This window comes from Allobosea sp. BH3 (assembly GCF_025499465.1).
Lineage (GTDB): Bacteria > Pseudomonadota > Alphaproteobacteria > Rhizobiales > Beijerinckiaceae > Allobosea.
Genome location: NZ_JAIMCA010000003.1, coordinates 482689 through 503937, shown reverse-complemented (window position 1 = coordinate 503937; position 21249 = coordinate 482689). Strand labels below are relative to the sequence as shown.

Sequence of the window (21249 nt, the reverse complement as noted above, 5' to 3'; positions counted from 1 at the left end):
CTGGTCAGGCGGCGAATTTCGTCTCGGAGGAGGCCTCGATCAGGCTGGCGTAGAGCGCCTCGTATTCGTCGATCATCCGCGAGGCGTCGCAGCGCTGCTCGGCGTGCGTTCGACAAGCCTGCCGGTCGAGCTTCTGGGCGGCGATGCCCGCCTGCGCTAGTGAAGCAGGGTCATCCGGGACGGCAAGGACGCCAGTGGCGGTATCGAGCAGCTCGGGGATGGCGCCGCGTGCAAAGGCAGCGACGGGAACCCCGCAGGCGAGCGCCTCAGCGACGACCAGGCCATACGGCTCTTCCCAGCACGGCGTGCACAGGAAGATCTGTGCGCCCCCGATAACTGTGGCGAGTTCGGAATGCGGAAGATGTCCAAGATACCTGACCCGTTCGTCGAGCCGCGGGGCGATCTCACGGTCGAAATAGTCCTGATCGGAGATGGGCCCCGCGATCAGCAAGGTCGCTCCACTCAGACCGGCAGCCGCGATAGCATGGTGGAGGCCCTTTTCCGGAACGATGCGTCCACACCAGACCCAGTACGGCTCGTCGGCGGGGTGCGCTTTGAAACAAAAGCGATCGAGGTCGATGCCATTCATGATGACGTGGTCTATCGGCGCGACCTTGCTCCATGTGCGGCGGATCGACTCCGAAACGGCGACGAAGGTTGCGTGCGGCGCCTTGCACAGCCGCACCCCGCTTTCGAGCCAAGCGAAGGGTGGGGTGTGGAGCGTCGTCACCATCGGCGTCGGCAGCGCGTCGGCCATCGCGACGGGCAGATAGTGCAGCGAATTATTGTGGATCACGTCGAAGCCGCGATGTCGCAGGCCGTTCATCAACGACAGATACGCGTGATGCTCCTGAAAGAAGACCTTGTCCGGGGCTTCGTCACATCCGACCTCGGTCAAAGATGTCTCGTCGCAGATCGCCTCGACGCAAGCCTCCGGTTCGGAGTGCGATGACGCGAACACGGTGACCTCATGGCCGCGGCGCTGGAGAGCGCTCTGCAACATCGAGGTGTGCATTTCCAACCCGCCCGCGAAGGGCTCCCGGATGGCGTGCTTGAGGTGTGCAATGATGCCGATACGCAACGTCCGCTCCGGTGATTTCGGGCGTGCATCATCGCTGAGCCGCTGATCTGCGACGTCGCTTCGAGCTTGGCCTGACCTATGGAAGTTCCGCCTGAGCGGGATGTGACTTGAACTAGTTTTGAATGCTTTTAGTTCCGCCCAAATCTTTGATCTCGCAAATAAAACACCACGATCTCCTGAGATAATATTTTGGGAGAGATGTCTTTTGATATTGCGTGCGGGTTGGCTCGCCTCGGACGTAGGGGCGTCGGAGCGCTCGGTTTTGAACGCCGACGACCGGAATGCCACGGGGTCATGGCGCCTCGAGTTCTCGAATGCCAACCTCCGAGTTCAAAGTCGTGGATACGATTACCGCGCCGTTGGCTGACTTGGTCATTGTCAACCTGCGATCATGGAATGCATCCAGGCTTGGACGATGACCGACGCTCAACAGCGTCGCTGCGCTGAGTTCGTCGCTGAACAGGGCGAGCAGAGATGACTGGCTGGTCTCGTCCAGTGCCGACGTCGCTTCGTCCATGATGATGATGTCCGGCATCTGGACCAGCAGCCTCACGAAGGCGACGCGTTGTCGTTCGCCACCCGAGAGAAGGCGGTCCCACGGTGCCGTCTCGTCAAGTCGGGCCTTCATCGCGGCGAGCCCGCATCGCTGCATCATCGCCATGAGGCTCTCATCCGATGGCGAACTTGCGGCATGAGGATAGAGAAGCACTGTTCGAAGGTCGCCGATCGGCAGATAGGGCTTCTGCGGCACGAACGCCATCGAGCGTCCGGCAGGCATGATGATCGTCCCGCTTCCCCATGGCCATAAGCCGGCAAGGGACCTGATCAGCGTGCTCTTGCCGATGCCGCTCTCACCGGTGATGAGGACCCGCTCGCCGCGCTCTATCACCAGACAGGAGGGCGCGAGAACTGGTGCTCCATTGGCATGATGAAGTGAAAGCTCGACCAGTTCGATCGTGTCGACCGGGAGATGCACCAGCTCTAAGGACCGCTCCGGAACGGTCGTTGCCGCATGGTCGAGTTGATCGAGAGCCTGTTGCAGTTCATCGACGCGCGCCACGGATGCGAACCATTCCGCCAGACGCAGGAAGTTGTCGACGAACCAGATCAGGGCGGCCTGCACCGCCATGAACGCCGCCACGATCTGCATGACCGCCCCGAGCGTCACCTCTCCGGAGACGAATTTGGGCGCGATCAACAGGAGCGGCACGATCGGGAACAGAGCGCTGTTGGCATTCAGGACCAGCGCGACGATCCCCTGCTGGCGCATGACGCGGAACCAGACCGACACCACACGCCCGTAGTTAAGCATTACCGACTTCCGTTCGTCGGCGTCACCGCGGATCAGCGCGATGCTTTCGGCATTCTCGCGCAAGCGCGTCATCTCGGCTCTAAAGCGGGCCTCCGCCTCGTTCTTCCCCGAGATCCGTCTGACGAGAGGCCAGCCAGCGAGGTAGGCGGCGTAGGATGTCACCGCGGCATAAACGATCGCCGACAGGGCCATGTAACTGGGGATCACGACCTCGGTGCCACCCAACGTGAAGTTGGCCGATCCTGCCACCCGCCAGAGGATGGTCGCGAAGGTCAGGGCACTGACCGCGGCGGTGATCAATCCGATGACGAATTCGACGAGGGGTTCGACGGAAAGCCTGCCGTCCTCGGCGATCCGATACTCGGGTGCTGGCAAGTCAGGTGCCGAGAATTGAAGGTGGTAATAGCGCTGGCTTGAGACCCATCGGCCGACCAGCCTGGTGGTGACGAACTGGCGCCACCGGATCTGAAGGGCGATGCGGCTTATGACCAAGGCCGACAGGACAACCGCCGCCGTCAAGACGAGGGCGGGAAGCCACGCGACAACCGCCCATATAGCCGGGGAATGACGTGTTTCGAGAGCGTCGAAGAACTGCCTGTTCCAGGTGTTGATCCAGACGGCGAGGCTGATCTGTGCGGCGACACACGCTCCCACGGATACGGTCAACAGCCATGCGTTGAGAGCCGTGTCACCAGCCCAGAACCCGCATGCCATCCTGAAGAACTTGCGCGCATTCGAATGGTTGGCTGGCACGGATCGACTTCCGTTTGACAGCCAAAGCCCGGAGCTGCCGATGGCGGGATAGAACGCACCCAAAACGCATCCGCGTCGAATAAGTTCGAGCCGACCCGGGCGCTTATCGAAGCAGGCAGGCAGCTAGGATCGCAGGAAAAACGCCACGATCTCCCGCGAGGCATCGGGCCCCATCGGATCGGTGTAGCTTCCGCCGGCATCGCCGCCGGACCAGGCGTGACCCGCGCCCTCGATCAGCAAGTGTTCGGCCAGTGCCTCGCCTGATGGGCCAAGTAGGATTTGGCGTGTCGCCTTGCGGCCAGCGGTCTTTGCGTCGCTCAGCACGATCGACGATCCCGGTTGCCGCGCGCGCATGTGCTCGAAGATCGCGTCCCCGTTGGACGGATGGACCGTCGGGTCGGCAGAACCATGAATAATGATCTTCCGGCTCGCTGGGCCGGTAGATGCGCGGCGTCCGGCCTTTCCATCGCCTTTCATGGCAGAAAAGGCCGACATCACATCATGAGCGGCGAGATGCGGCAGGCCGGAATGCAGGCCGACCCGGGAGAAGGTTTCGGGATGGGTTTCGGCGAGAACGTCCACCATCGCCGCTCCGGCCGACAGTCCGGCAGCGAAGACGCGATCCGGAGGGATGCCAAATTCCTGGGACAGCGCCCGGGCTAGCGCCGCGAGCATCGCGGGTTCACCGGACCCGGCCGACTGATGACGACGATCGAACCAATTCCAGCAGCCGTTGGCGTTGGCGGAACGCGGCTGATGGGGATAGGCGACGACGAGACCGAACTCGTCGGCCAACCGGTTCATCTGCGTCCCGCGTGCAAAATCGTCGGGATCCTGGGTGCAGCCATGCAACATCAGGACGAGGGCCAACTCACGATCGCGATGCTCCGGGACGTAGAGCTTGTAGTCCATTTTCCCAGCCACCGAGTCCAGCGAGCGCGATGTGAAGCGCGGGTCGACCTCGCCGGCCTTTCGGATTTGCCGGGACATCGGGGACTGGAACTGACCCCGGGTGGACTTGAGCGCGTTCAGCACGTCTCCGAGCCGCCGTGACACGGGGCGGCCCAAGGGATGGCCCGGCGTCGCTCGTTGCGAGGAGGTGTCACCCATCAGCGCGTCGCGGATCGCGCTGGTGGCTCCGGTGACATCAGACGTCTTGAGGCGGGCCATCGCATCGGCGACGGCATCCTGGATTCGGAAGGTCATCGTGTCGTCCTCGTCGGTTAGGAGATGCGGTCCGCCAGCGCGGCCTTGACTTCGGGGGATGCATGGAAAGCGCCTAGGACCGTGATCGAAGCGATCGCCTCACGAGCCAGCTCGGGCGTGACGTCGCCAGCAATGATCGCCAACCCGAGGACGCGGATTTCGAGGCGCTCGCTCGCTGCCGCCACCGCCTCAAGGTCGGCGCGGGTGAACGTGCGCAGGCCTAGTTCGAGCGAGAGGCGGTTCGTCGCCTGGGCAGCCACATCGGCATGGGTCACGAGTTGATTGCGGATAGCCGTGCGGATGAAGTCGGATCGGTTCGAGTAGAAGCCGTCCCTGACGAGCAGATCGATCCTGCCGAGATCGACGAAGCCGAGATTGATCGTCAGCTTCTCGCTGTCCGGTGCCTTCATGTTCCATCCTCAAGCCATCCAAGAGGATGGTATATGGATGTCATTGATGAGGTTTCAAGGCGGTGCTTAGATCGTCCGCGTCTTCGAATTCCTTTACCGAGGAGGCATTGTCACGTCTTCCTGGCTAACGGCATTGCCCAGCGAGCGAACGCGTACCCTACGTCGAGATGCTGTCCCGGGCATGCGTCTCGATTAGGTCGCGCATGTGCCGTATGCCATAAACCCGTGATGCCGGGCACGGCCCAGTCCCGGGAAGGATCGGATCCGTTTTGACATCGCAGGAATTACGTGACGCCCGCTTCATGCGTAGCCTGCTTGCGGCGTCCGACGATTGCATCAAGGTCATTGATCTGGACGGAAAGCTTTCCTTCATGAGCGAAGGTGGAAAGCGCGTCATGGAGGTCAGCGACTTCAATGCGATCAAGGGGTGTCCCTGGCCGGATTTCTGGGCCGATCAGGGCAACGTCGACGCGAAATTCGCAATCGAGGAAGCGCGCGCCGGGCGCAGCTATCGTTTCCAGGGGGCCGCAAATACGGCAGCGGGCAACCCGCGGTTCTGGGATGTCCACATCACTCCCATCATAGGTCCGGATGGAAAGCCTGAGGCGATCCTGTCGGTATCCCGGGATATCACCAGCCTAAAGGAAGCTGAGCAGCGCCAACGCTTGCTCGCTCTCGAACTCCAGCACCGGATGAAGAACACCGTCGCCATGATCCAGGCGATCGCGAACCAGACGATCCGCGGTGGACCCGAGGTCGACGCCGTGAAGGAGACTTTCGTCGCCCGGCTCAATACGATGGCATCCGCCCAAGATATCCTGACCCAGACGGTATGGGCGAAGGCGAGCCTCGCATTCCTTGTCGAGGAAGCCTTGAAGGGTCACGGCAGCCCGACCAGCTTCCGGATCGACGGGCCGCTTGTCGAGCTGTCGTCCAGAACGGCCTTGGCAATGGCGCTCGCCTTGCACGAATTGGCGACCAACGCGACCAAGTATGGTGCGCTCAGCCGCGATACCGGACGGATCGACATCTCATGGTCGATCGAGGGCGGAGAGTTCATTTTCGAATGGCGAGAAAGCGGCGGCCCTGTCGTCGAGGCACCTACCCGACGGGGCTTCGGTTCGCGAATGATCGAACGCGCCTTGGCGGGCTATTTCAATGGCACGGCCGGGATGACTTATGCCCCGACTGGCGCGATGTTCTCGCTTCGCGGTCCCGTCGAAGCACTGACGGCCGATTGATCAGGGCGCTTGCCGCAAAGCCTCGATCACTTCGGCGGGTCGATATGGCTTCCGGAGGAAGCGGACATTGTCCGGCAGCACACCAAGAGCCGGGACCACCCGACCGCTCGCGACCACGATCACAATGGGAGGCCAGCCGCTCCTGACCACGTGAGCCAGCTTGATACCGTCCATCGAGCCAGGCATCTCGATATCGGTGAAGACCACCGCCACGTCTCGACGGGAATTCAGGATCGCGATGGCGTCATCGGCATGTGCCGCCTCTAGCGCCTCGAACCCCGCTTCTTCGATGAAATCAACGGCGTCCATGCGAAGGAGCGGCTCGTCTTCAACGACCAGTACGACGAGCTTTGGCATTGCATGCTTTCGGTGCCGGGCTGGTCAGCGGCCCGCGGAGCGACACCGTTTGAGGAAAGACGAGACCCGCCCAGCCGAGCCCAGCGGGTCTCAGACATGCCGGCGACGATCAGGCGGCTTTCGCCTTCGCGACCGCGGCGGAGTTCGTCGAGCCACTGATCTTCGTCAGCAGCTCGTCGGTCTTGGTTTCCTCGGCGAGCGTCGCGTCGAGGAGCGTCACCGCGTCCTTGTGACCGAGCTGTTGGGCCCAGGACTTGAGCGTGCCATAGCGGGTCATCTCATAGTGCTCGACGGCCTGCGCCGAGGCGACGAGGCCCGCATCGAGTGCTGGGCTATCGGCGTAGTCCTCCATCACAGCCTTTCCTTCCTCGAGGATGCCGAGGATGGCGTCGCAGGTCTTGCCGCGAGGAGCCTTGCCGATCGCCTCGAACACGTCGCCGAGACGTTCGACATGCCCTTCGGTCTCGTCCCGATGGGTTTCGAAGGCCTTCTTCAGTTCGGCCGACCTGGCCGCCTTCGCCATCTTCGGCAGGGCCTTCAGGATCTGCTTCTCGGCGTAATAGACGTCCTTGAGCATGTCGTGGAACAGGTCGTCGAGGGCTTTCGGGGTGTTGCTGGCCATGGTTTCTCTCCGGGTTCGGGGTGGTGGTCGTTTGAAAATCAGGTGTCGAACTTGTCACGGGCGCGGCCGCCGAGGGTGGCGCCGTAGCTGGAGGCAAGCGCTCCGATCAGCATCGCGATGAAGGAGGCCAGGGCGAAGGAAGCGGCTGCCTTGCGCGCGGTGTCCGCCGCCTCGCGGGCGGTCTGCTCGGCCTTGGCGGCGGTCTCCTTGGTCTTGGCGATGCCGTCATCGATCCGCTTCTCGGCGTCGGCCTGGCTGATGCCAGTCTGCGCGGCGATGACACTGGCCACGTAAGTCTTGTCGGCGGGCGCGATCTCGCCGTTGCGGATGCTCATCGCGACGATCCGGCCGACCTCGGCGCGCGCCGGCGCGGGATCGGTCGGGGAGGGAGCAGGCTTGTCCGTCCGGAACAGCGTGTCGGTCACGTAGGCCGACGGATCGAGGTTCGACACGTCGACGCGCCCGGCCGCCTGGCTCGCGGCGCCGGATACGGCCGAGCCGAGTCCCGATGCGGCGCTGGCGCCCAGACGCGCGGTGCCACCGACGATCGCCGAGGTCGCCGAGGCGATCAGCATCACGCTGACGATCGCGCTGACGGCCCAGGTCATGAAGCCGTGTGCCGTGTCGCGGAAGGCGACCTCGTCGGTGTGGAGCCCAACCCGCTTGGTGCGAAGGCGGCCCGCAAGGTATCCACCCGCACCCGCCGCGATGAGATGAACGATGGCGAGCCACGCCAGGGCCGCGATTCCGAAGGTCGTGGCGGTGACGCCGGCGTTGCTCCATGGAGAGACCGAGGTGAAGCCCAGCCCCGCACCGGCGGTGAGCAGCATCAGGGAGACGGCGGCACTGACGACCGCGCCGCCTAAGATGGCTCCCCAAGAGACGGCAGAGGACGCGCGGCCGGTTGCGGCGTCGGCGACGACGCCACGGGAGTTGTAATCTGTCATGGCGTTGGCACTTCAAGGGCGTCGCCAGCGTGGCGAGCGCGTTGCACGCGGCTGATTGGCCGCTCGATTACAGTGCAACTGTCGCGATCGTGAACGGTTCCTCCGAGCGAAGCCGGACGGAGGTCTATCGGCAGCGCTTTGCGGAGCGAGCGTTGACCCTGCCCGGAACGCCCGGCCTCACGCGTCGGCGATCTTCAGCAGTTTGCCGATCATCATGGCCAGGCCCGGCGGCACCGGCTTGCCGACGTTGGTGATGCCCTGAAAGGCATCGTACTGGGTGAGTGTCTCGGGACCGTAAGCACTGGAGAGGACGAACGGCACGGCCTGCTCTTTCAAACGCGCGGCCACCGGGGCGCTGTGCTCGCCCCGCAGATTGACATCCAGGACGCAGGCGTCGGGGCGTTGGCTACCGAGCACCGTCAACGCCGCAGCCACCGTAGCGGCCGGCCCCATGATGTCGTAGCCGCCAGCGGCGCCAGGCGGCCCTAAACCAAGGCTGCACTGACGGTGCCTCCATGCTGCGCGAGGACGCGAGCCGCCACAGAAAGCACTCGTGTCAACAATTGCAAGCGAATGAACCGAATAGGATTCGAGGATATTTTCAATTGTGGAGAAGGATTCATTCTCTGCGAATCCTTCGAAAATGTGGGATTAAATTCAGTAGAAGGATTCATTTACAAAGGTGAGACTGAGCTCAATGCCTCAAGGATTCGTGTAACGTGTCGTGCAACTCCCGGATTTTTGATCGTTCAAGTTGACTCCACCGCGATTATCTGGTCGATATATTTGGGATGGCGGAGGTTTTAGGTTGGGCGAACCAGATTGCAATGCAGTTCTATTGAGTGCGGACCGTGTGAACTCCGCGCAGGCGCCTTCGCGCTGCAAGGCTCATGAAGTGTGCCGCGCGTTCTGCCCTGTCCAAGACGAGGACCTCCGGGCGGTCGCGCTCTCGGTTCTGTCGCAGCTCAAGAGCAACAGGAAGAAGCCGTGAGGAGCAGGTCTCAACATCGGTGCCCGGGACGCGAAGCGGCGGAGCCCTCAGGAGCGCAGATTCACTGCGCACCGCACCCAATTCACAGATGGTTTCGATAGCAGGGGGATGGCGCCAATGCGCTTGCGTTCATCTTCGAACCCATTCGCGGTTCGCTGGGCGAAGTTCGCCGCTGGCGAGCGCATGCCATTCCTTATCCGCTTAGCGACAGGCATCCCCATCGCGGAACCGACGTACTGGATCACTTCGGCAAGGCGTCCAGGCGGGCTTCAGCCGAACACGCTGCGTAATGATTTGCGGGCACTGCTTCACCTATATCTCTGGGCAGAAGCACGGCGTGTAAATATCGAAGACAGACTCGCAAGCGGCGCACTATTGACGCTTGCTGAGATCGTCGACCTGGACACGTTTTGCGGACGGCGGGTTGCTCATGCTTTAACGGAGCTGCCCAGCGCGAGTGCGACCCCAATCAAAAAGTCCAAACGCGGCAAGGGCGCGCGTCTCGAGACCAGTCTCCTTCAGAAGCGCAACCGGCTAACGGCCATATATTCGTTTCTGGAGTACGCGAGCGCTGGATATCTGTCGCGGCTGCAATTTTGGCCAGACAGATGGGCTCACTACAACCAAGTCCGAGTGGAGTGCCTTGGCTGGCTGAAAAAGCGGTACGAGGCGATCACGAAGCCACGCGGTGACGACATCGGTGGGAGCGAGGGGCTGGAGGAAGACCAGCTTCGTCTCTTGCGGTCGGTGATTGAGCCCGATGGCGACAGGAATCCCTTCACGTTCCCGGTTCGCTTCCGGAATTACCTGATCGTGCGGCTTCTTTTGGATCTTGGCCTTCGCCGTGGCGAACTTCTGGGTCTCTACGTCGAAGATTGTAAGGTCGGGGGAGCAGGGAGCATAACTGTGCATCGGCGGCCGGATAATCCGGAAGACCCACGCCCAGAGCAGCCGTCGTCGAAAACAAATGCACGTACCCTTCCGTTGGGCCGGAGGCTCACCGAGATTTTGTACGAGTGGATTGTCCACCATCGTACAAAGATTCCCGGAGCGCAAAGCCACCCCTTCTTGATCGTGGATTGCCGCAACGGCCGACCGCTCTGTCTCTCTTCCGTCAATAAGATGATGCGCGAGATGCGAGGCAGGGTCCCGGGTCTGCCGGCAAATCTCTCGGCACATAAGCTCCGGCATAGCTGGAACGACGCTTTCTCAGACGTCATGGATCGCAACGGCGTAGCTCCCGATGACGAGTCGAAATGGCGTGCAAGGTTGATGGGCTGGCGAAGCGAGGGGAGTGCCAAGCCATATCTTCGCCGCACCATCCGTCGTCGCTCGGACGAGGTTCTCGTCACAATCCAGGACGGTCTCGAGATTCCAGACGTGAAAGGGATGGAACGAACACATGACCAAGGGTGAGAGCGCCGCGCCAGCTAATTTTCCGACGCTTCCCGCGTCTGTCGAAACGCGAGATGGTGTTACATTCGATCCGAGGCCGGACGATTGGGAGACATACGGCCCCATCTACGGTTATGAAACAATTAAAATTTCCGAATTCAGCAGACTGACTTCTGATCTGAAATTGAGAATAAAGCTCATTCTTATACATTATATCACAAGCTACTCTTATGCGCATTTTTTCAATATTTTTTGTAGGTTTGTTGCGTTTTATCGAGATCAAATTGCTATAAGAGATGGATATTGTTCTGAGATAACGATGGCTGATTTGATTAATTATAGGTCTAGTCTCAATCCAAAGACCGAGTGGAAGCTTGGTGTTGTCAGAATTCTCCTGCTGGACATGAATGATCTTGGTTACGGGGGCTGCTCCGAAGAAGCGGTCCGCTTTCTCCGGGATTCTACGATCGCGGGGAACATCAAGGGTACGTCGATTCGACTTCGCGACGCAGATGCAGGCGCTTTCAATGACAGTGAGTTGCGCTCCATTCAAGTTGCCCTCAACAGGGCATATGTCGCCGGCGATATTTCGCTTCCGACCTACGTAATGGCGTGGGTCTTCCTCGCGTATGGCGCGAGGCCAATCCAGATCGCGGCCCTGAAAGTAAAGGATCTTATTGTCAATCTGGCGAGCGACGGGTCCCGCCTTTACATGTTTAGGATCCCTCGCGCGAAACAGCGCGGAAGAAGGATAAGAGATAAAATAAAGGATAGATATTGCAGCAAGCAGCTCGGTCAACTTATTGAACTACTCATCGAGTTTAATATAAAAAACTACGGTCATCTATCTCTCGAGGACGGCGAAATGCCGTTGTTTTTCGGTGATGACAGGGGCCGTATTCCCGGTATGGAATTTCACATGAGTTCTCAGGAGCTTGGACATCATCTAAAGAAATCAATTTTTGAAATCACTGGCCTGAAGGCTAATGCTAAGAGATTTAGGATCACGTTGGCTCAGCGAGCCGTCGACGATGGCAAAGACAAGTATACGGTCGCGGACCTTCTGGACCAGTCCGATACGCAGAATGTCGGCCCCTATTTTGAGGCCAGCCCGGCGATGGTGGAGCGGCTCGATAGGCATTTGGCCATGGAGCTGGCTCCATTGGCGCAGGCTTTCGCTGGTGTCTTGATCTCGGCGGCAGCGGGCAACCCTAGGCTTAGAATCTACGACAAGACGCTAAAAAATAATATCGATCCGCTGGGCTCATGCGGCCAGATGAGCTTTTGCGGGCTCTATGCTCCATACGCTTGCTATACTTGCCAGCATTTCCAGGCATGGATTCATGCGCCGCACGAGGAGTTACTTTCTTTCCTGATTGAAGACCGCGACCGTATGATTGCAGAAGGTTATTCGCGCAAGGTATACGATAATAAATACCCAACAATCCTGGCCGTCGCGCAAGTGATCCAGCTATGCGATGGGGCCCGCGAAGGTCACGCGGGAGTCGATAAATGAATTCTAATGTAGTTAATTTTATTCCTCGTGGTTTTGTCGACCCGTCCACTCGGTTAGTCGATTTCATAAATCTTGCCAAGTATGAATTAAATTCTCTAATTAGATCGGAAGAATGGAATCGTTCAAGTTGGAAGGTATCTGATTCATTTATTACAAAAGGGCAGAATCGAGTTAATCGATTCTTGCATTTTTACCGTCTCGGGTCGATCGCAAATCGAGACGGTACGGTTGATGGCGTTCCGTTCGATGCGTTCTACGGAGATTTTGCAAAGGCTTACTGCCGCTATAGGCATTCAACCTCGCCAGTTCAGTTCGAGAACCAGGCTAAGCGGCTGAATGCTCTCCAATTCATCGAAGCCGCGTTTCACTCGCTGGGCCTCACGCCGAATATTGCCGATTGCAATGCTGTCATCCTGAATACTGCGGTTGCTCTGGCGAAGAGTGGAGTCGGGGACGACCGGCACTACCAGTTCGCGATCTATATCGAGCAGGTTCACCGGTTTTGCTCAGATCATCGGTTTTACAACGCCTCTTTCCGTTGGAAGCACGGCATCAAGAAGCCCAAGGACCGCATGCAGCGGCTGGGTGAAGAGGCCAAAGCTTGGCGAGAAGATCGTCTGCCTAGCCCGGAGGCATTCGGAGCGCTGGCACATGTGTTCCGGAATGCTGAGTCGTTCATTGACATCCTCATGTCGTCGGTCTGCGTGATCTGCTGCTCCGTTCCAATCCGCGCCCACGAAGTGCTCCAGCTCCGGGAGAAATGCGAGGTCGATACAGACATCTCTACGGCCCGTCGTCCGGAAGAGGGCGGTGGTGCAGAACAGATCGATTTCGACGAAAGGGGGGGCGCCTACGGAATCCGGGTATGGCCCGGCAAGGGGCATAGCGAGCAAATCAAGTGGGTGCCGACAGTGATGGCCTCAGTCGTCAGGCAAGCGATTGGCAATCTGAGGCGACTGGGCGCGGCAGGACGCGAGCTTGCAGTCTGGTACGAAAAAAATCCGACGAAGCTGTGGCTACCGCCGCATATCGAATACATCCGACGGTCCGAATGGATAACTTTGGTTGAGCTCGGAGAAATACTCGGATTCGAAAGGGTCTCGAGTGTTCGACAGTGGTTAAACGGTGCCCCCTCTATCCGCACTAATTCGAGCGGTGAGCCGGTCGCTAACTTCAGGGACGTCGAACGACACCTTGTCGCGATGATGCCAAAGGATTTTCCGTTCTTCAATGGGGATCCTGATCAGCCCTATTCCAATACCCTCATCGTTCTGAGACGTAATGAGACGCACGCTGAACGGAGCACGATCCCCTGCGTCATCGGGCATTGCGGAGTCCAGACGTTCGAGCATTGGCTGTCGGGGCATGATGGCGGCAAGAAGCCGAGCGTGTTCGAGAGATGGGGATTCAAAGAGCGGGACGGCTCCGCGATCGAGATTACCACGCATGCTTTTCGCCACTGGCTTAACACCATTGCGCAGCTCAGGGGGATGAGCGACCTCGACATTGCCAAGTGGAGCGGGCGAGATCCATCTCAGAATCCGGCATATGACCATGTTTCTCCGGAAGAAACGCTGTCTCGACTTCGCGAGAAAATTGAAGAATGCGGTGGGCTGGGGCCGATGTTTGAACCCACTACGGCTACCCGGATCAACCAGCCTGTCAGCCCGAAGGACTTTCTCAAGGCTCAGATCGGCGCGGCGCACATCACCGATTTTGGCATCTGCATACACGACTACTCGCTGTTGCCTTGCCCTGATTACGGAGATTGCTTGGGGTGCTCTGAGAATGTGTTTCAGAAGGGCGATCTCAAACATCGTGAGAAGATCGAACAGCGCCTGAACCTCGCCCTGAAGCAACTCGAGCAATCAGGACAAGCGGATGCCATTGGCATCTATGGCGCCGATCGGTGGACACAGGACCATTTGCAGAAGATCGAGAGGATGCGTGCAATCTTGGTCGTCCACGAAGATTCCTCGATAGCCGACGGCACAGTCATCAGTATGGGAGCGTCGGGACGCGACAACGCGATTTCGATGGCCGTCCGGGATCGGAAAGCACGGCTCGGCGATGAGGTTGAAGAGACTTCCGACGTTTCGTTGAGGAACGCGGTCGATGACATGTGGAATGATTGACGGTGGCCAAGGCTAAGCTGTCTGGGGACGAGATCGATCAGATCGTCGGCATGTTGGTCGGATGGCGCGGTGATCTCACGTGGGGGCGCCTGCTAGACAAGGTTGCCGCCGTCCTAGGCCGGCCCTTCACCCGGCAGGCGCTTGATGGTCACGACGCGATCAGCCGGGCATTCAAGTCGGGGAAGAAGCGAATTCGTGGCGCCAAGCGGCTCAATCCAGGGGCGCCCGAGATTTCAGCCGAACTGGCGGCGGCATTGGAGCGCGTAGACGCGCTCCAGACGCAAGTGGCATTACTGAGGGACGAGCGGACAGGCTTTTTGGAAGTCTTCGCGACGTGGCAGTATAACGCTCGGAATCGGGGCATGTCGGACCGCGATTTGAATCTACCACTGCCGACCGTCGAGCGGCACGCGACCGGCAATAAGCGAGGCCCCGGCAAGACAACTCGAGACGGCACGAGCTCGTCATCCAGGCGTTAGAGGCGCCGGCACCTGCCAGCAGCCGCACCGGAGCGAACTGCTCGAGTAGCGACCTGTTCTATCGTGGCCACGAATAGATGGTGCGCCTCGACCCCGCAATTTGAGATCCGCATTTCAAGGCTCGATGGAAATGCTCCGGAGCCATGAGCGGGCGCGCTTGCAATTTGTAAAGAACGGGCATCGAATGAAGGCAGAACGGTTGTCATTCTTTACAATCAACCGCGCAGAAGGGGGTCGGGATGATCGCAGACGCTATATTTCGTGGGGGGTGCCATTCATTTTTTACAGTCCCCAGTTCCAGACTTCCCTTTTAGAGGCGAGAGCCTTGATCCGAGGAGATTCCCTGGATTAAGGCCTTGCTTGTAGAGCTTTCCGGGGCATTGCAGTTGCAATCCTGCTGCTCGCGGTGGCGCTGCGCCGGCTCAAGGATGCCGGCGCGTTGACAGACGGCACGACGGGCTCGCCCGGAGCGACCGGTCGCGTACCCCGCTCGCAGCAGCATGCGCGTGCGGGGGCCGTCGAGCCCGGGCTCGAGGGGATCGGACCGAGCTTCCGTTTCGGCCCGATCACCCAGTCTTTCGATCCTGAATTGGCTTTCCCGAAAACCGCGCTCCCCTTTTCGGGCCTATGCCCTAGAGACGCCGTGCGGTCAGGCCTTTGGCGACGATCGGGCCGGTCGGGCGCCCGGTGGGAGAACCGGCAGCCGGCTCCACCGTGATCTCGAAGAGCTGGTCGGTGCCGAGAGGCAGGTTCTCCAGCCGCAGCGATACGGCACGCGCCCGGTCGATAAGCCCGACCGAGCGCGGCCCGGCGGCTCGGTCCCAGAGCGTCCAGATCTCGAGCGCGCGTCCCTGCGGCACCGGGATGTCTTGAAGCGGCAGAAGCTCGACCCGCCCGTCGGCGAAGGTGTTCACCACGGCCGCCGCGCTGTTCGTGTCCGTCAGCAGAACCGCGACCATCACGGGCTGGCGGCGGGCGCGTTCGAGGGCAGCGACGAGCCCGATGGCGAGCAGGACCGCGGCGGCTGCGCCGGCAAGAGCTGCGCCGCGCCAGAGCCGCAGATCGTTCCACCATCGCGCAAACCGGCTGTCGGGCGCCGCCTTCGCAGCGGCGGGTTGGCGACGAGCCGTCGCTCCATCGAGACCGCCCTCGATGCGCTGCCAGAGCCCCTTCGAGGGCTCGACGGACGGTGCGGTCGCGTCGAGCGGCGCCAGCCTCGCCTGCCAGCGCGCCACCGCTGCATCCAGTTCCGCGTCACCGGCCATCCGTCTCTCGAACGCGTCTTTCTCCCCGCCGTCGAGCAGGCCCAGCACATACTCTCCGGCGGGAATGTCGCGGTCGGGTCCTTGCGTCATCCGAGGCACTCCTTGAGCGCGATCAGCGACCGGCGGATCCACGACTTCACTGTTCCAAGCGGCATGCCGAGCTTGCCCGCGATCTCGCCATGGCTCAGGCCCTGCACGAAGGCGAGGAGCACCATGCCGCGCCGCGGCGCAGGCAGGGCGTCCAGACAGCCGCGCAGCGCCTCTGCATCGGAGAGCTTCGCCATCACCGTCTCCGGATCGTCCTCTTCGCTGGCGGCTTCGGTGGCGACCGGGCCGTCATCGGTCTCCATGCGCCGCTCGTCGCGCAGGATCGAGAGCGAACGATTGCGCAGGATGGCGTAGATCCAGGTCAAGCCGGAGCCGCGCTGCGGATCGAAACGAGCCGCATGTCGCCAGATCAGGATGAAGCTGTCCTGCACCGCTTCCTCCGCCAGAGCCCGGCGCTTCAGCATGCGCTGCGCCACGCCGATCATACGCGGGCATTCCTGGTCGTAGATGCGCCGGAGTGCGTTTTTATCGCCGCCTGCGCAGGCTGCCAGTGCCTGCTCGATGTCTGCCCCGTGCGAATGCGCGGCATGGACGGCCATGCGGAATCCCTTGTCCGGCGGTCCCCGCCGGACCGCGCAACGCAAGGATACGCGGTCCCGGTCGCATTGGATGCATCCCGCCCGTTTTATTTTTTCGAGCGCATCCAATGCGTTGCCCGGGCTCTATCCGGCAGGAGCGCCGCCATCGGGCATCAACGCCGCGGCGCCGCACAGAACCGGAGGACACCATGACCAAGACGATCCGTTTCGCCCTTGTCATTTCCACGATGCTCGCCAGCGGCGCCACAGCACAGGCCGCCATGCTCGCAGCCCTGACCGGCGACGACACGCTGACCATGATCGATACCGCGACCCTGAAGGCCGGCAAGTCGATGAAGGTCAGCGGCATTGCCGGCAAGATCGCCGGGATCGACGTCCGTCCGGCGGACGGGATGCTCTACGCGCTCGCCGTCGACGGCACGATCTACACGGTCGACAAGGCCGGCAAGGCTTCGATGAAGTCGAAGATGGACACGGTGCTTGCCGCCAATGCCATGGCAACGGTCGATTTCAATCCGGCGGCCGACCGGCTGCGGGTGATCGGCTCCGACGGCACGAACCTGCGCGTCAACGTCGACGACGGCAAGACGACGGTCGACGGCAAGCTGAAATTCGCCGAAGCCGACATGCACAAGGGCGAAGCCCCGATGATCGTGGCCGGCGCCTACACCAATTCCGTCAAGGGCACGAAGGAAACGGCGCTCTACGACATCGACGGCAAGATCGGCGGCCTGATCAAGCAGGCGCCGCCCAATGACGGCGTGCTGGGAGCGGTCGGCAAGCTCGGCGTCATGCCGAAGGCGATCGCGTTCGACATCGAGGCTGCGGCCGATGGCTCCAACACCGGCTGGCTGCTCGCCGACGGCGCGCTCCACAAGGTCGATCTTGCGACCGGCAAGGCGAGTATGGTCGGCAAGGTCGCTGGCCTCGGCGCAGCGGCGCGGGACATCGCGGTCCTTCCGGCGATGTAGCGTTTCGGCAAGCCCGGACGCCCGCCTCGTGACGGGCGCCCGGGTTCGAGCGCCGCGTTCACCCTTATGGACGGCAAGTGATGAGTGGAGCGATCACCGAACGAAGCTCACGAGATCACGCCAAGGATCGGACACTCGGTTCCCGGTCCCATTGCCGCGTCCGCGCCGCCGTCACGAAATCAGCGGGTTTGCCGGCAAGCTCGACCACGCCTGCATCGGCGACCACGCCTGCCTTGTCGAGCAGGGGCTTGGCCTCCGGCGTAAAGCCAATCGCCTTGAGATGTCCAAAGGCGTTCATGGCAAAATCGACGGCTGCGCTTTCGTTGAGTAACTCGTCGCAGCCTGGCTTGGACAGCACGAGCACCACCGCATCGAAGATCACGGATGGTGAGCCGGCGAGCTGACCGTCTGCCTTGAGCTTCTGGCCGCTCTTCAAGGTCACGCCGCCGATTTTCGGAGCGACGATCTTGGTCGTCCCGCCTTCGGCCTCGACCGCTTTCCTGACGGCGTCGACGACCGCGCCATCTGCCCCGTCGGTCACCAGGATGCCGACGGCGCGGCCCTTCAGCGTGTCAGGGTATTTTCCAACGATCCTGAGCGCGGGCGACACCTCCATGTCTTTCGGGGCAACCGCAGGTTTGGAAGGCTGAGGCTGTGCGATGTTCAGTCCGGCAGCGACGCGCTTCGCCAGGCCGGCATCGACATTGCCCAGATTTGCCAGAACCCTTTTCCGGACGTGATCGAGCGAGACCTTGGACAGCTCGAACACGATCGCGCTGGCGAGATGGGCCTGCTCGATCTCGGTCTGGGAGCGGAAGAACAACCGCGCCTGGGTGTAATGGTCGGCGAAGCTCTCGGAGCGAAGCCGCACCTTGCCGCCTTCAAGGGGCTCGCGGGTGGTCCTGAAGCCGCCCTGCGGATCGGCGCGGGGGCCGCCGATCTCGCCGGCTTCCGACAGGCTGTTGGGCTCGTAATTGGCGCGGCCGCGGAAAACCTGCGTCTGCATCTGGCCGTCGCGCTGGAGATTCTGGAAGGGGCAGCCCTTGGCCCGGTTGATCGGAATCTGGTGGAAGTTGACCGTGCCGAGCCGCGACAACTGGGTGTCCTGGTAGGAGAAGAGCCGCCCCTGGAGCAGCGGATCCTCCGAAACGTCGATGCCGGGGGGCATATTCGTCGGCAGGAACGCCACCTGCTCGGTCTCCGCGAAGAAATTGTCGGGGTTGCGGTCCAGCACCAGACGGCCGATCACCCGGATCGGGACCATCTCCTCCGGGATCAGCTTGGTCGCGTCGAGGATGTCGAAGGGCAGCGCATCGGCCTCGGCCTGGCTGAGCAGCTGCACGCCGAATTCCCATTCCGGGAAATTGCCGGCGGCGATGGCCTCATGCAGGTCGCGACGATGATAGTCGGGATCCGCTCCGGCGATCTTCACCGCCTCATCCCAGCAGGTCGATTGAGTTCCGAGTTTGGGCCGCCAGTGAAACTTGACGAAGGTCGGCTCGTCGTTCTCGTCGAGCAGGCGGAAGGTGTTGACGCCAAAGCCTTCGATCATCCGCAGGGAGCGGGGGATCGCGCGGTCGGACATGGCCCACATGATCATGTGGGTCGTCTCAGGCATCAGGCCGACGAAGTCCCAGAAGGTGTCGTGGGCGCTCGCCGCTTGCGGATAGCCGCGGTCGGCCTCCATTTTCACGGCGTGCACGAGGTCCGGAAACTTGATCGCGTCCTGGATGAAGAAGACCGGGATATTGTTGCCGACGAGATCCCAGTTGCCTTCCCTGGTGTAGAATTTGACGGCGAAACCGCGCACGTCCCGCGGCGTGTCGACCGAGCCCGCACCGCCCGCGACGGTCGAGAATCGCACAAAGACCTCGGTTTTCGCGCCGAGCTCCGTCAGCACCTTCGCGCGGGTGACGTCGGCGAGGGAGTCGGTCAACTCGAAGAAGCCATGCGCGGCCGAGCCGCGCGCATGGACGATCCGTTCGGGGATGCGTTCATGGTCGAAATGCTGGATCTTCTCGCGCAGCACGAAGTCTTCGAGAAGGCTCGGGCCGCGTCTGCCGGCCTTCAGGGAGTTCTGATTGTCGCTGATCGGAACGCCGTGATTGGTGGTGATGCGCGCATCGGGAGCGCTGGCCGACTGGTGAAGCTCTCCTCCCTCGCCGAAATGGGAGCTCGCAGCGCCTGCGTCTCGTCCCTTCGAAGTCGCCATGTCGGTTCCCTTTCTGATGCCGCATTTTCTCCGGCGCGCGTCGACAAACGGATGCGCGCCGAGCCGGAACCGTGGCGTCGAGGCGCGACGCGCGAGCCTCGACGCCCACTCAGCGAACCGGCAGGCTGCGGTCAGGGATTGAAGAGCCCCTGACCGCAGGGCCTCACGCCGCCTTGGCGACAGCGGCCTTGTTGACGCTGCCGCCCATCTGCGTGAGCAGCTTGTCGGTCTTGGTCTCCTCGGCGAGCGTCGCGTCGAGCAGGGCCACCGCATCCTTGTATCCGAGCTGCTTGGCCCAGGCGCTCAGGGTGCCGTAGCGGGTGATTTCATAGTGCTCGACCGCCTGCGCGGAGGCGACGAGGCCGGCATCGAGTGCGGGACTGTCGGCATAATCCTCCATCACCGCCTTGCCTTCCTCCAGAATGCCGAGGATGGCGTCGCAGGTCTTGCCGCGGGGAGCCTTGCCGATCGCCTCGAAGACGTCGCCGAGGCGCTCGACATGCCCCTCGGTCTCCTCGCGATGGGTTTCGAAGGCCTGCTTGAGCTCGGGCGATTTCGCCGCTTTCGCCATCTTCGGAAGCGACTTCAGGATCTGCTTCTCGGCGTAATAGATGTCCTTGAGCATGTCGTGGAACATGTCCTCGAGGGCCTTCGGCGTATTGGCCATGATGATGTCTCCGGAAGGGGTGGCTGATGCCCCTCTAACGGGCGGCTCCGAAGGCTGTTCCGCCGCTTTCCCGAGATTTTCGTGGGAACTTTCGTAGGCAGCCTGCCGTTTCGTTGTGCATCGCGGCAATGCCGTTCAGAGCACAGGAGACCCCCATGAAGAAGCTGCTGATCGCAAGCTTGATCGCCTCGGCGATGTCGTTCGGCGCCATGGCGCAGACATCGACCACCTCGCCCATGCCGGCTCCCGCGCAGGCCGACAAGAACGCGCCTTTGCCGGGCGCCAACAGCTTCACCGAGGGCCAGGCCAAGGGCCGGCTCGAAGCCAATGGCTATTCGAACGTGGGCGCGCTGAAGAAGGACGACAATGGCGTCTGGAAGGGCACCGCGACCCATAGCGGCTCGAAGGTGAACGTGTCCGTCGACTATCGCGGCAACATTACCCGCAACTGATCCGTTCAGGCCCGCAAAACGTTCAGGCCCCCAAGATTGGAAACCCACATGACTCGCACGATCACCCGTTCCTACGACAATTATCAGACCGCCCGCGCAGTCGTCGAACAGCTTGAAGCTGCCGGTGTCTCAAGCAGCGACATCAGCATCGTCGGCCGCGACGGCAAGACCGACGAGACGAACGCTGCCGAGGGAGCTGGAATCGGCGCCGGCGTCGGCGGAGCCGCCGGGCTGCTCGCCGGGCTCGGCATGCTTGCGATCCCGGGGGTCGGCCCCGTCGTTGCCGCGGGTTGGCTCGCCGCCACGGCAGCTGGCGCGGTGGCAGGTGCCGCCGCGGGCGGCCTCGTCGGGTCCTTCGTGAAGGAGGGGCACGACAAGGAGGAGGCCGAATATTACGCGGAAACGGTCCGTCGAGGCGGCACGGTGGTTTCGGTCCGGACCGAACCCGAGCATGAGCCGGCAGTGAGCGCGATCCTGGACGGCGCGACGCCGATCGACCGGTCCACGCGTGAAGCGGAGTATCGCGCCGGCGGGTGGGATCGCTTTGACGAGAACGCAGGCCCCTACCGGCCGCCGGTCGTCTGAGGTCA

At 61.6% G+C, this 21249-nt stretch carries 20 protein-coding genes; 8 read left to right on the top strand and 12 right to left on the bottom strand.

Annotated elements, in window-relative coordinates:
- Positions 1 to 4 precede the first annotated feature (4 nt).
- From BoBH3_RS11205 to BoBH3_RS11190, 4 genes are all read right to left on the bottom strand, one after another.
- Complete coding sequence (locus BoBH3_RS11205; RefSeq protein WP_262330865.1) at positions 5 to 1081, bottom strand: glycosyltransferase family 4 protein; 1077 nt, start codon at positions 1079 to 1081, stop codon at positions 5 to 7.
- 292 nt (positions 1082 to 1373) lie between these two features.
- A complete protein-coding gene (locus BoBH3_RS11200) occupies positions 1374 to 3146 on the bottom strand; it encodes an ABC transporter ATP-binding protein/permease (RefSeq protein WP_262330864.1) in 1773 nt (590 codons plus the stop codon).
- Positions 3147 to 3269: 123 nt separating this feature from the next.
- Positions 3270 to 4352 carry an extracellular catalytic domain type 1 short-chain-length polyhydroxyalkanoate depolymerase gene (locus BoBH3_RS11195; RefSeq protein ID WP_262330863.1) on the bottom strand — a complete coding sequence of 361 codons (1083 nt, stop codon included), beginning with the start codon at positions 4350 to 4352 and terminating at the stop codon, positions 3270 to 3272.
- A 17-nt stretch (positions 4353 to 4369) separates the two neighbouring features.
- Entirely contained in the window at positions 4370 to 4762 is a 393-nt protein-coding gene (locus BoBH3_RS11190; RefSeq protein WP_262330862.1) for a CopG family transcriptional regulator, read from the bottom strand.
- 269 nt (positions 4763 to 5031) lie between these two features.
- On the opposite strand from BoBH3_RS11190, the gene BoBH3_RS11185 reads away from it, so the two are divergent.
- Positions 5032 to 6003 (top strand): sensor histidine kinase, encoded by a 972-nt coding sequence (locus BoBH3_RS11185; protein WP_262330861.1) that lies wholly within the window; start codon positions 5032 to 5034, stop codon positions 6001 to 6003.
- Here the strand turns inward: BoBH3_RS11185 and BoBH3_RS11180 are convergent, their stop codons facing one another.
- The 4 genes from BoBH3_RS11180 to BoBH3_RS11165 all read right to left on the bottom strand — a co-directional run bounded on the left by BoBH3_RS11180 (position 6004) and on the right by BoBH3_RS11165 (position 8382).
- A complete protein-coding gene (locus tag BoBH3_RS11180) occupies positions 6004 to 6360 on the bottom strand; it encodes a response regulator (RefSeq protein WP_262330860.1) in 357 nt (118 codons plus the stop codon).
- Between the two features lie 109 nt (positions 6361 to 6469).
- Complete coding sequence (locus BoBH3_RS11175; protein WP_262330859.1) at positions 6470 to 6982, bottom strand: YciE/YciF ferroxidase family protein; 513 nt, start codon at positions 6980 to 6982, stop codon at positions 6470 to 6472.
- 38 nt (positions 6983 to 7020) lie between these two features.
- On the bottom strand, positions 7021 to 7929 hold the full coding sequence (locus BoBH3_RS11170; protein ID WP_262330858.1) for a hypothetical protein: 909 nt from the start codon (positions 7927 to 7929) through the stop codon (positions 7021 to 7023).
- Between the two features lie 177 nt (positions 7930 to 8106).
- Positions 8107 to 8382, bottom strand: a complete 276-nt coding sequence (locus BoBH3_RS11165; RefSeq protein ID WP_262330857.1) for a response regulator — start codon at positions 8380 to 8382, stop codon at positions 8107 to 8109.
- 655 nt (positions 8383 to 9037) lie between these two features.
- Between BoBH3_RS11165 and BoBH3_RS11160 the strand changes: the two genes are divergently transcribed.
- From BoBH3_RS11160 to BoBH3_RS11145, 4 genes are all read left to right on the top strand, one after another.
- Complete coding sequence (locus BoBH3_RS11160) at positions 9038 to 10336, top strand: tyrosine-type recombinase/integrase (protein ID WP_262330856.1); 1299 nt, start codon at positions 9038 to 9040, stop codon at positions 10334 to 10336.
- Positions 10323 to 11831 (top strand): site-specific integrase, encoded by a 1509-nt coding sequence (locus BoBH3_RS11155; protein ID WP_262330855.1) that lies wholly within the window; start codon positions 10323 to 10325, stop codon positions 11829 to 11831. Before BoBH3_RS11160 ends, BoBH3_RS11155 begins: the two co-directional genes overlap by 14 nt.
- A gap of 182 nt (positions 11832 to 12013) precedes the next feature.
- Positions 12014 to 13966 (top strand): hypothetical protein, encoded by a 1953-nt coding sequence (locus BoBH3_RS11150; RefSeq protein WP_262330854.1) that lies wholly within the window; start codon positions 12014 to 12016, stop codon positions 13964 to 13966.
- A 2-nt stretch (positions 13967 to 13968) separates the two neighbouring features.
- The gene (locus BoBH3_RS11145) at positions 13969 to 14445 is read left to right on the top strand and encodes a hypothetical protein (protein WP_262330853.1); all 477 of its coding nucleotides are present in this window, start codon (positions 13969 to 13971) and stop codon (positions 14443 to 14445) included.
- A gap of 632 nt (positions 14446 to 15077) precedes the next feature.
- Here the strand turns inward: BoBH3_RS11145 and BoBH3_RS11140 are convergent.
- Positions 15078 to 15800 carry an anti-sigma factor gene (locus BoBH3_RS11140; RefSeq protein ID WP_262330852.1) on the bottom strand — a complete coding sequence of 241 codons (723 nt, stop codon included), beginning with the start codon at positions 15798 to 15800 and terminating at the stop codon, positions 15078 to 15080.
- Positions 15797 to 16465 (bottom strand): sigma-70 family RNA polymerase sigma factor, encoded by a 669-nt coding sequence (locus BoBH3_RS11135; RefSeq protein WP_262330851.1) that lies wholly within the window; start codon positions 16463 to 16465, stop codon positions 15797 to 15799. Before BoBH3_RS11135 ends, BoBH3_RS11140 begins: the two co-directional genes overlap by 4 nt.
- A gap of 80 nt (positions 16466 to 16545) precedes the next feature.
- On the opposite strand from BoBH3_RS11135, the gene BoBH3_RS11130 reads away from it, so the two are divergent.
- Entirely contained in the window at positions 16546 to 17328 is a 783-nt protein-coding gene (locus BoBH3_RS11130; protein WP_262330850.1) for a DUF4394 domain-containing protein, read from the top strand.
- 115 nt (positions 17329 to 17443) lie between these two features.
- Here BoBH3_RS11130 and BoBH3_RS11125 read toward each other — a convergent pair whose 3' ends face one another.
- Entirely contained in the window at positions 17444 to 19540 is a 2097-nt protein-coding gene (locus BoBH3_RS11125) for a catalase (RefSeq protein ID WP_262330849.1), read from the bottom strand.
- A 163-nt stretch (positions 19541 to 19703) separates the two neighbouring features.
- Positions 19704 to 20207, bottom strand: a complete 504-nt coding sequence (locus BoBH3_RS11120; protein WP_262330848.1) for a YciE/YciF ferroxidase family protein — start codon at positions 20205 to 20207, stop codon at positions 19704 to 19706.
- 155 nt (positions 20208 to 20362) lie between these two features.
- Between BoBH3_RS11120 and BoBH3_RS11115 the strand changes: the two genes are divergently transcribed.
- Positions 20363 to 20659 carry a PepSY domain-containing protein gene (locus tag BoBH3_RS11115; protein WP_262330847.1) on the top strand — a complete coding sequence of 99 codons (297 nt, stop codon included), beginning with the start codon at positions 20363 to 20365 and terminating at the stop codon, positions 20657 to 20659.
- Between the two features lie 48 nt (positions 20660 to 20707).
- Positions 20708 to 21244: a general stress protein gene (locus BoBH3_RS11110; protein ID WP_262330846.1), complete on the top strand. Its 537-nt coding sequence runs from the start codon at positions 20708 to 20710 to the stop codon at positions 21242 to 21244.
- Positions 21245 to 21249 lie beyond the last annotated feature (5 nt).

Excerpts from the sequence above, each read along its gene's own strand:
- BoBH3_RS11195 (WP_262330863.1), bottom strand. The coding sequence starts at position 4,352 with ATGACCTTCCGAATCCAGGATGCCGTCGCCGATGCGATGGCCCGCCTC.
- BoBH3_RS11190 (WP_262330862.1), bottom strand. The coding sequence starts at position 4,762 with ATGAAGGCACCGGACAGCGAGAAGCTGACGATCAATCTCGGCTTCGTC.
- BoBH3_RS11180 (WP_262330860.1), bottom strand. The coding sequence starts at position 6,360 with ATGCCAAAGCTCGTCGTACTGGTCGTTGAAGACGAGCCGCTCCTTCGC.
- BoBH3_RS11175 (WP_262330859.1), bottom strand. The coding sequence starts at position 6,982 with ATGGCCAGCAACACCCCGAAAGCCCTCGACGACCTGTTCCACGACATG.
- BoBH3_RS11170 (WP_262330858.1), bottom strand. The coding sequence starts at position 7,929 with ATGACAGATTACAACTCCCGTGGCGTCGTCGCCGACGCCGCAACCGGC.
- BoBH3_RS11165 (WP_262330857.1), bottom strand. The coding sequence starts at position 8,382 with ATGGGGCCGGCCGCTACGGTGGCTGCGGCGTTGACGGTGCTCGGTAGC.
- BoBH3_RS11160 (WP_262330856.1), top strand. The coding sequence starts at position 9,038 with ATGCGCTTGCGTTCATCTTCGAACCCATTCGCGGTTCGCTGGGCGAAG.
- BoBH3_RS11155 (WP_262330855.1), top strand. The coding sequence starts at position 10,323 with ATGACCAAGGGTGAGAGCGCCGCGCCAGCTAATTTTCCGACGCTTCCC.
- BoBH3_RS11140 (WP_262330852.1), bottom strand. The coding sequence starts at position 15,800 with ATGACGCAAGGACCCGACCGCGACATTCCCGCCGGAGAGTATGTGCTG.
- BoBH3_RS11130 (WP_262330850.1), top strand. The coding sequence starts at position 16,546 with ATGACCAAGACGATCCGTTTCGCCCTTGTCATTTCCACGATGCTCGCC.
- BoBH3_RS11125 (WP_262330849.1), bottom strand. The coding sequence starts at position 19,540 with ATGGCGACTTCGAAGGGACGAGACGCAGGCGCTGCGAGCTCCCATTTC.
- BoBH3_RS11120 (WP_262330848.1), bottom strand. The coding sequence starts at position 20,207 with ATGGCCAATACGCCGAAGGCCCTCGAGGACATGTTCCACGACATGCTC.
- BoBH3_RS11115 (WP_262330847.1), top strand. The coding sequence starts at position 20,363 with ATGAAGAAGCTGCTGATCGCAAGCTTGATCGCCTCGGCGATGTCGTTC.
- BoBH3_RS11110 (WP_262330846.1), top strand. The coding sequence starts at position 20,708 with ATGACTCGCACGATCACCCGTTCCTACGACAATTATCAGACCGCCCGC.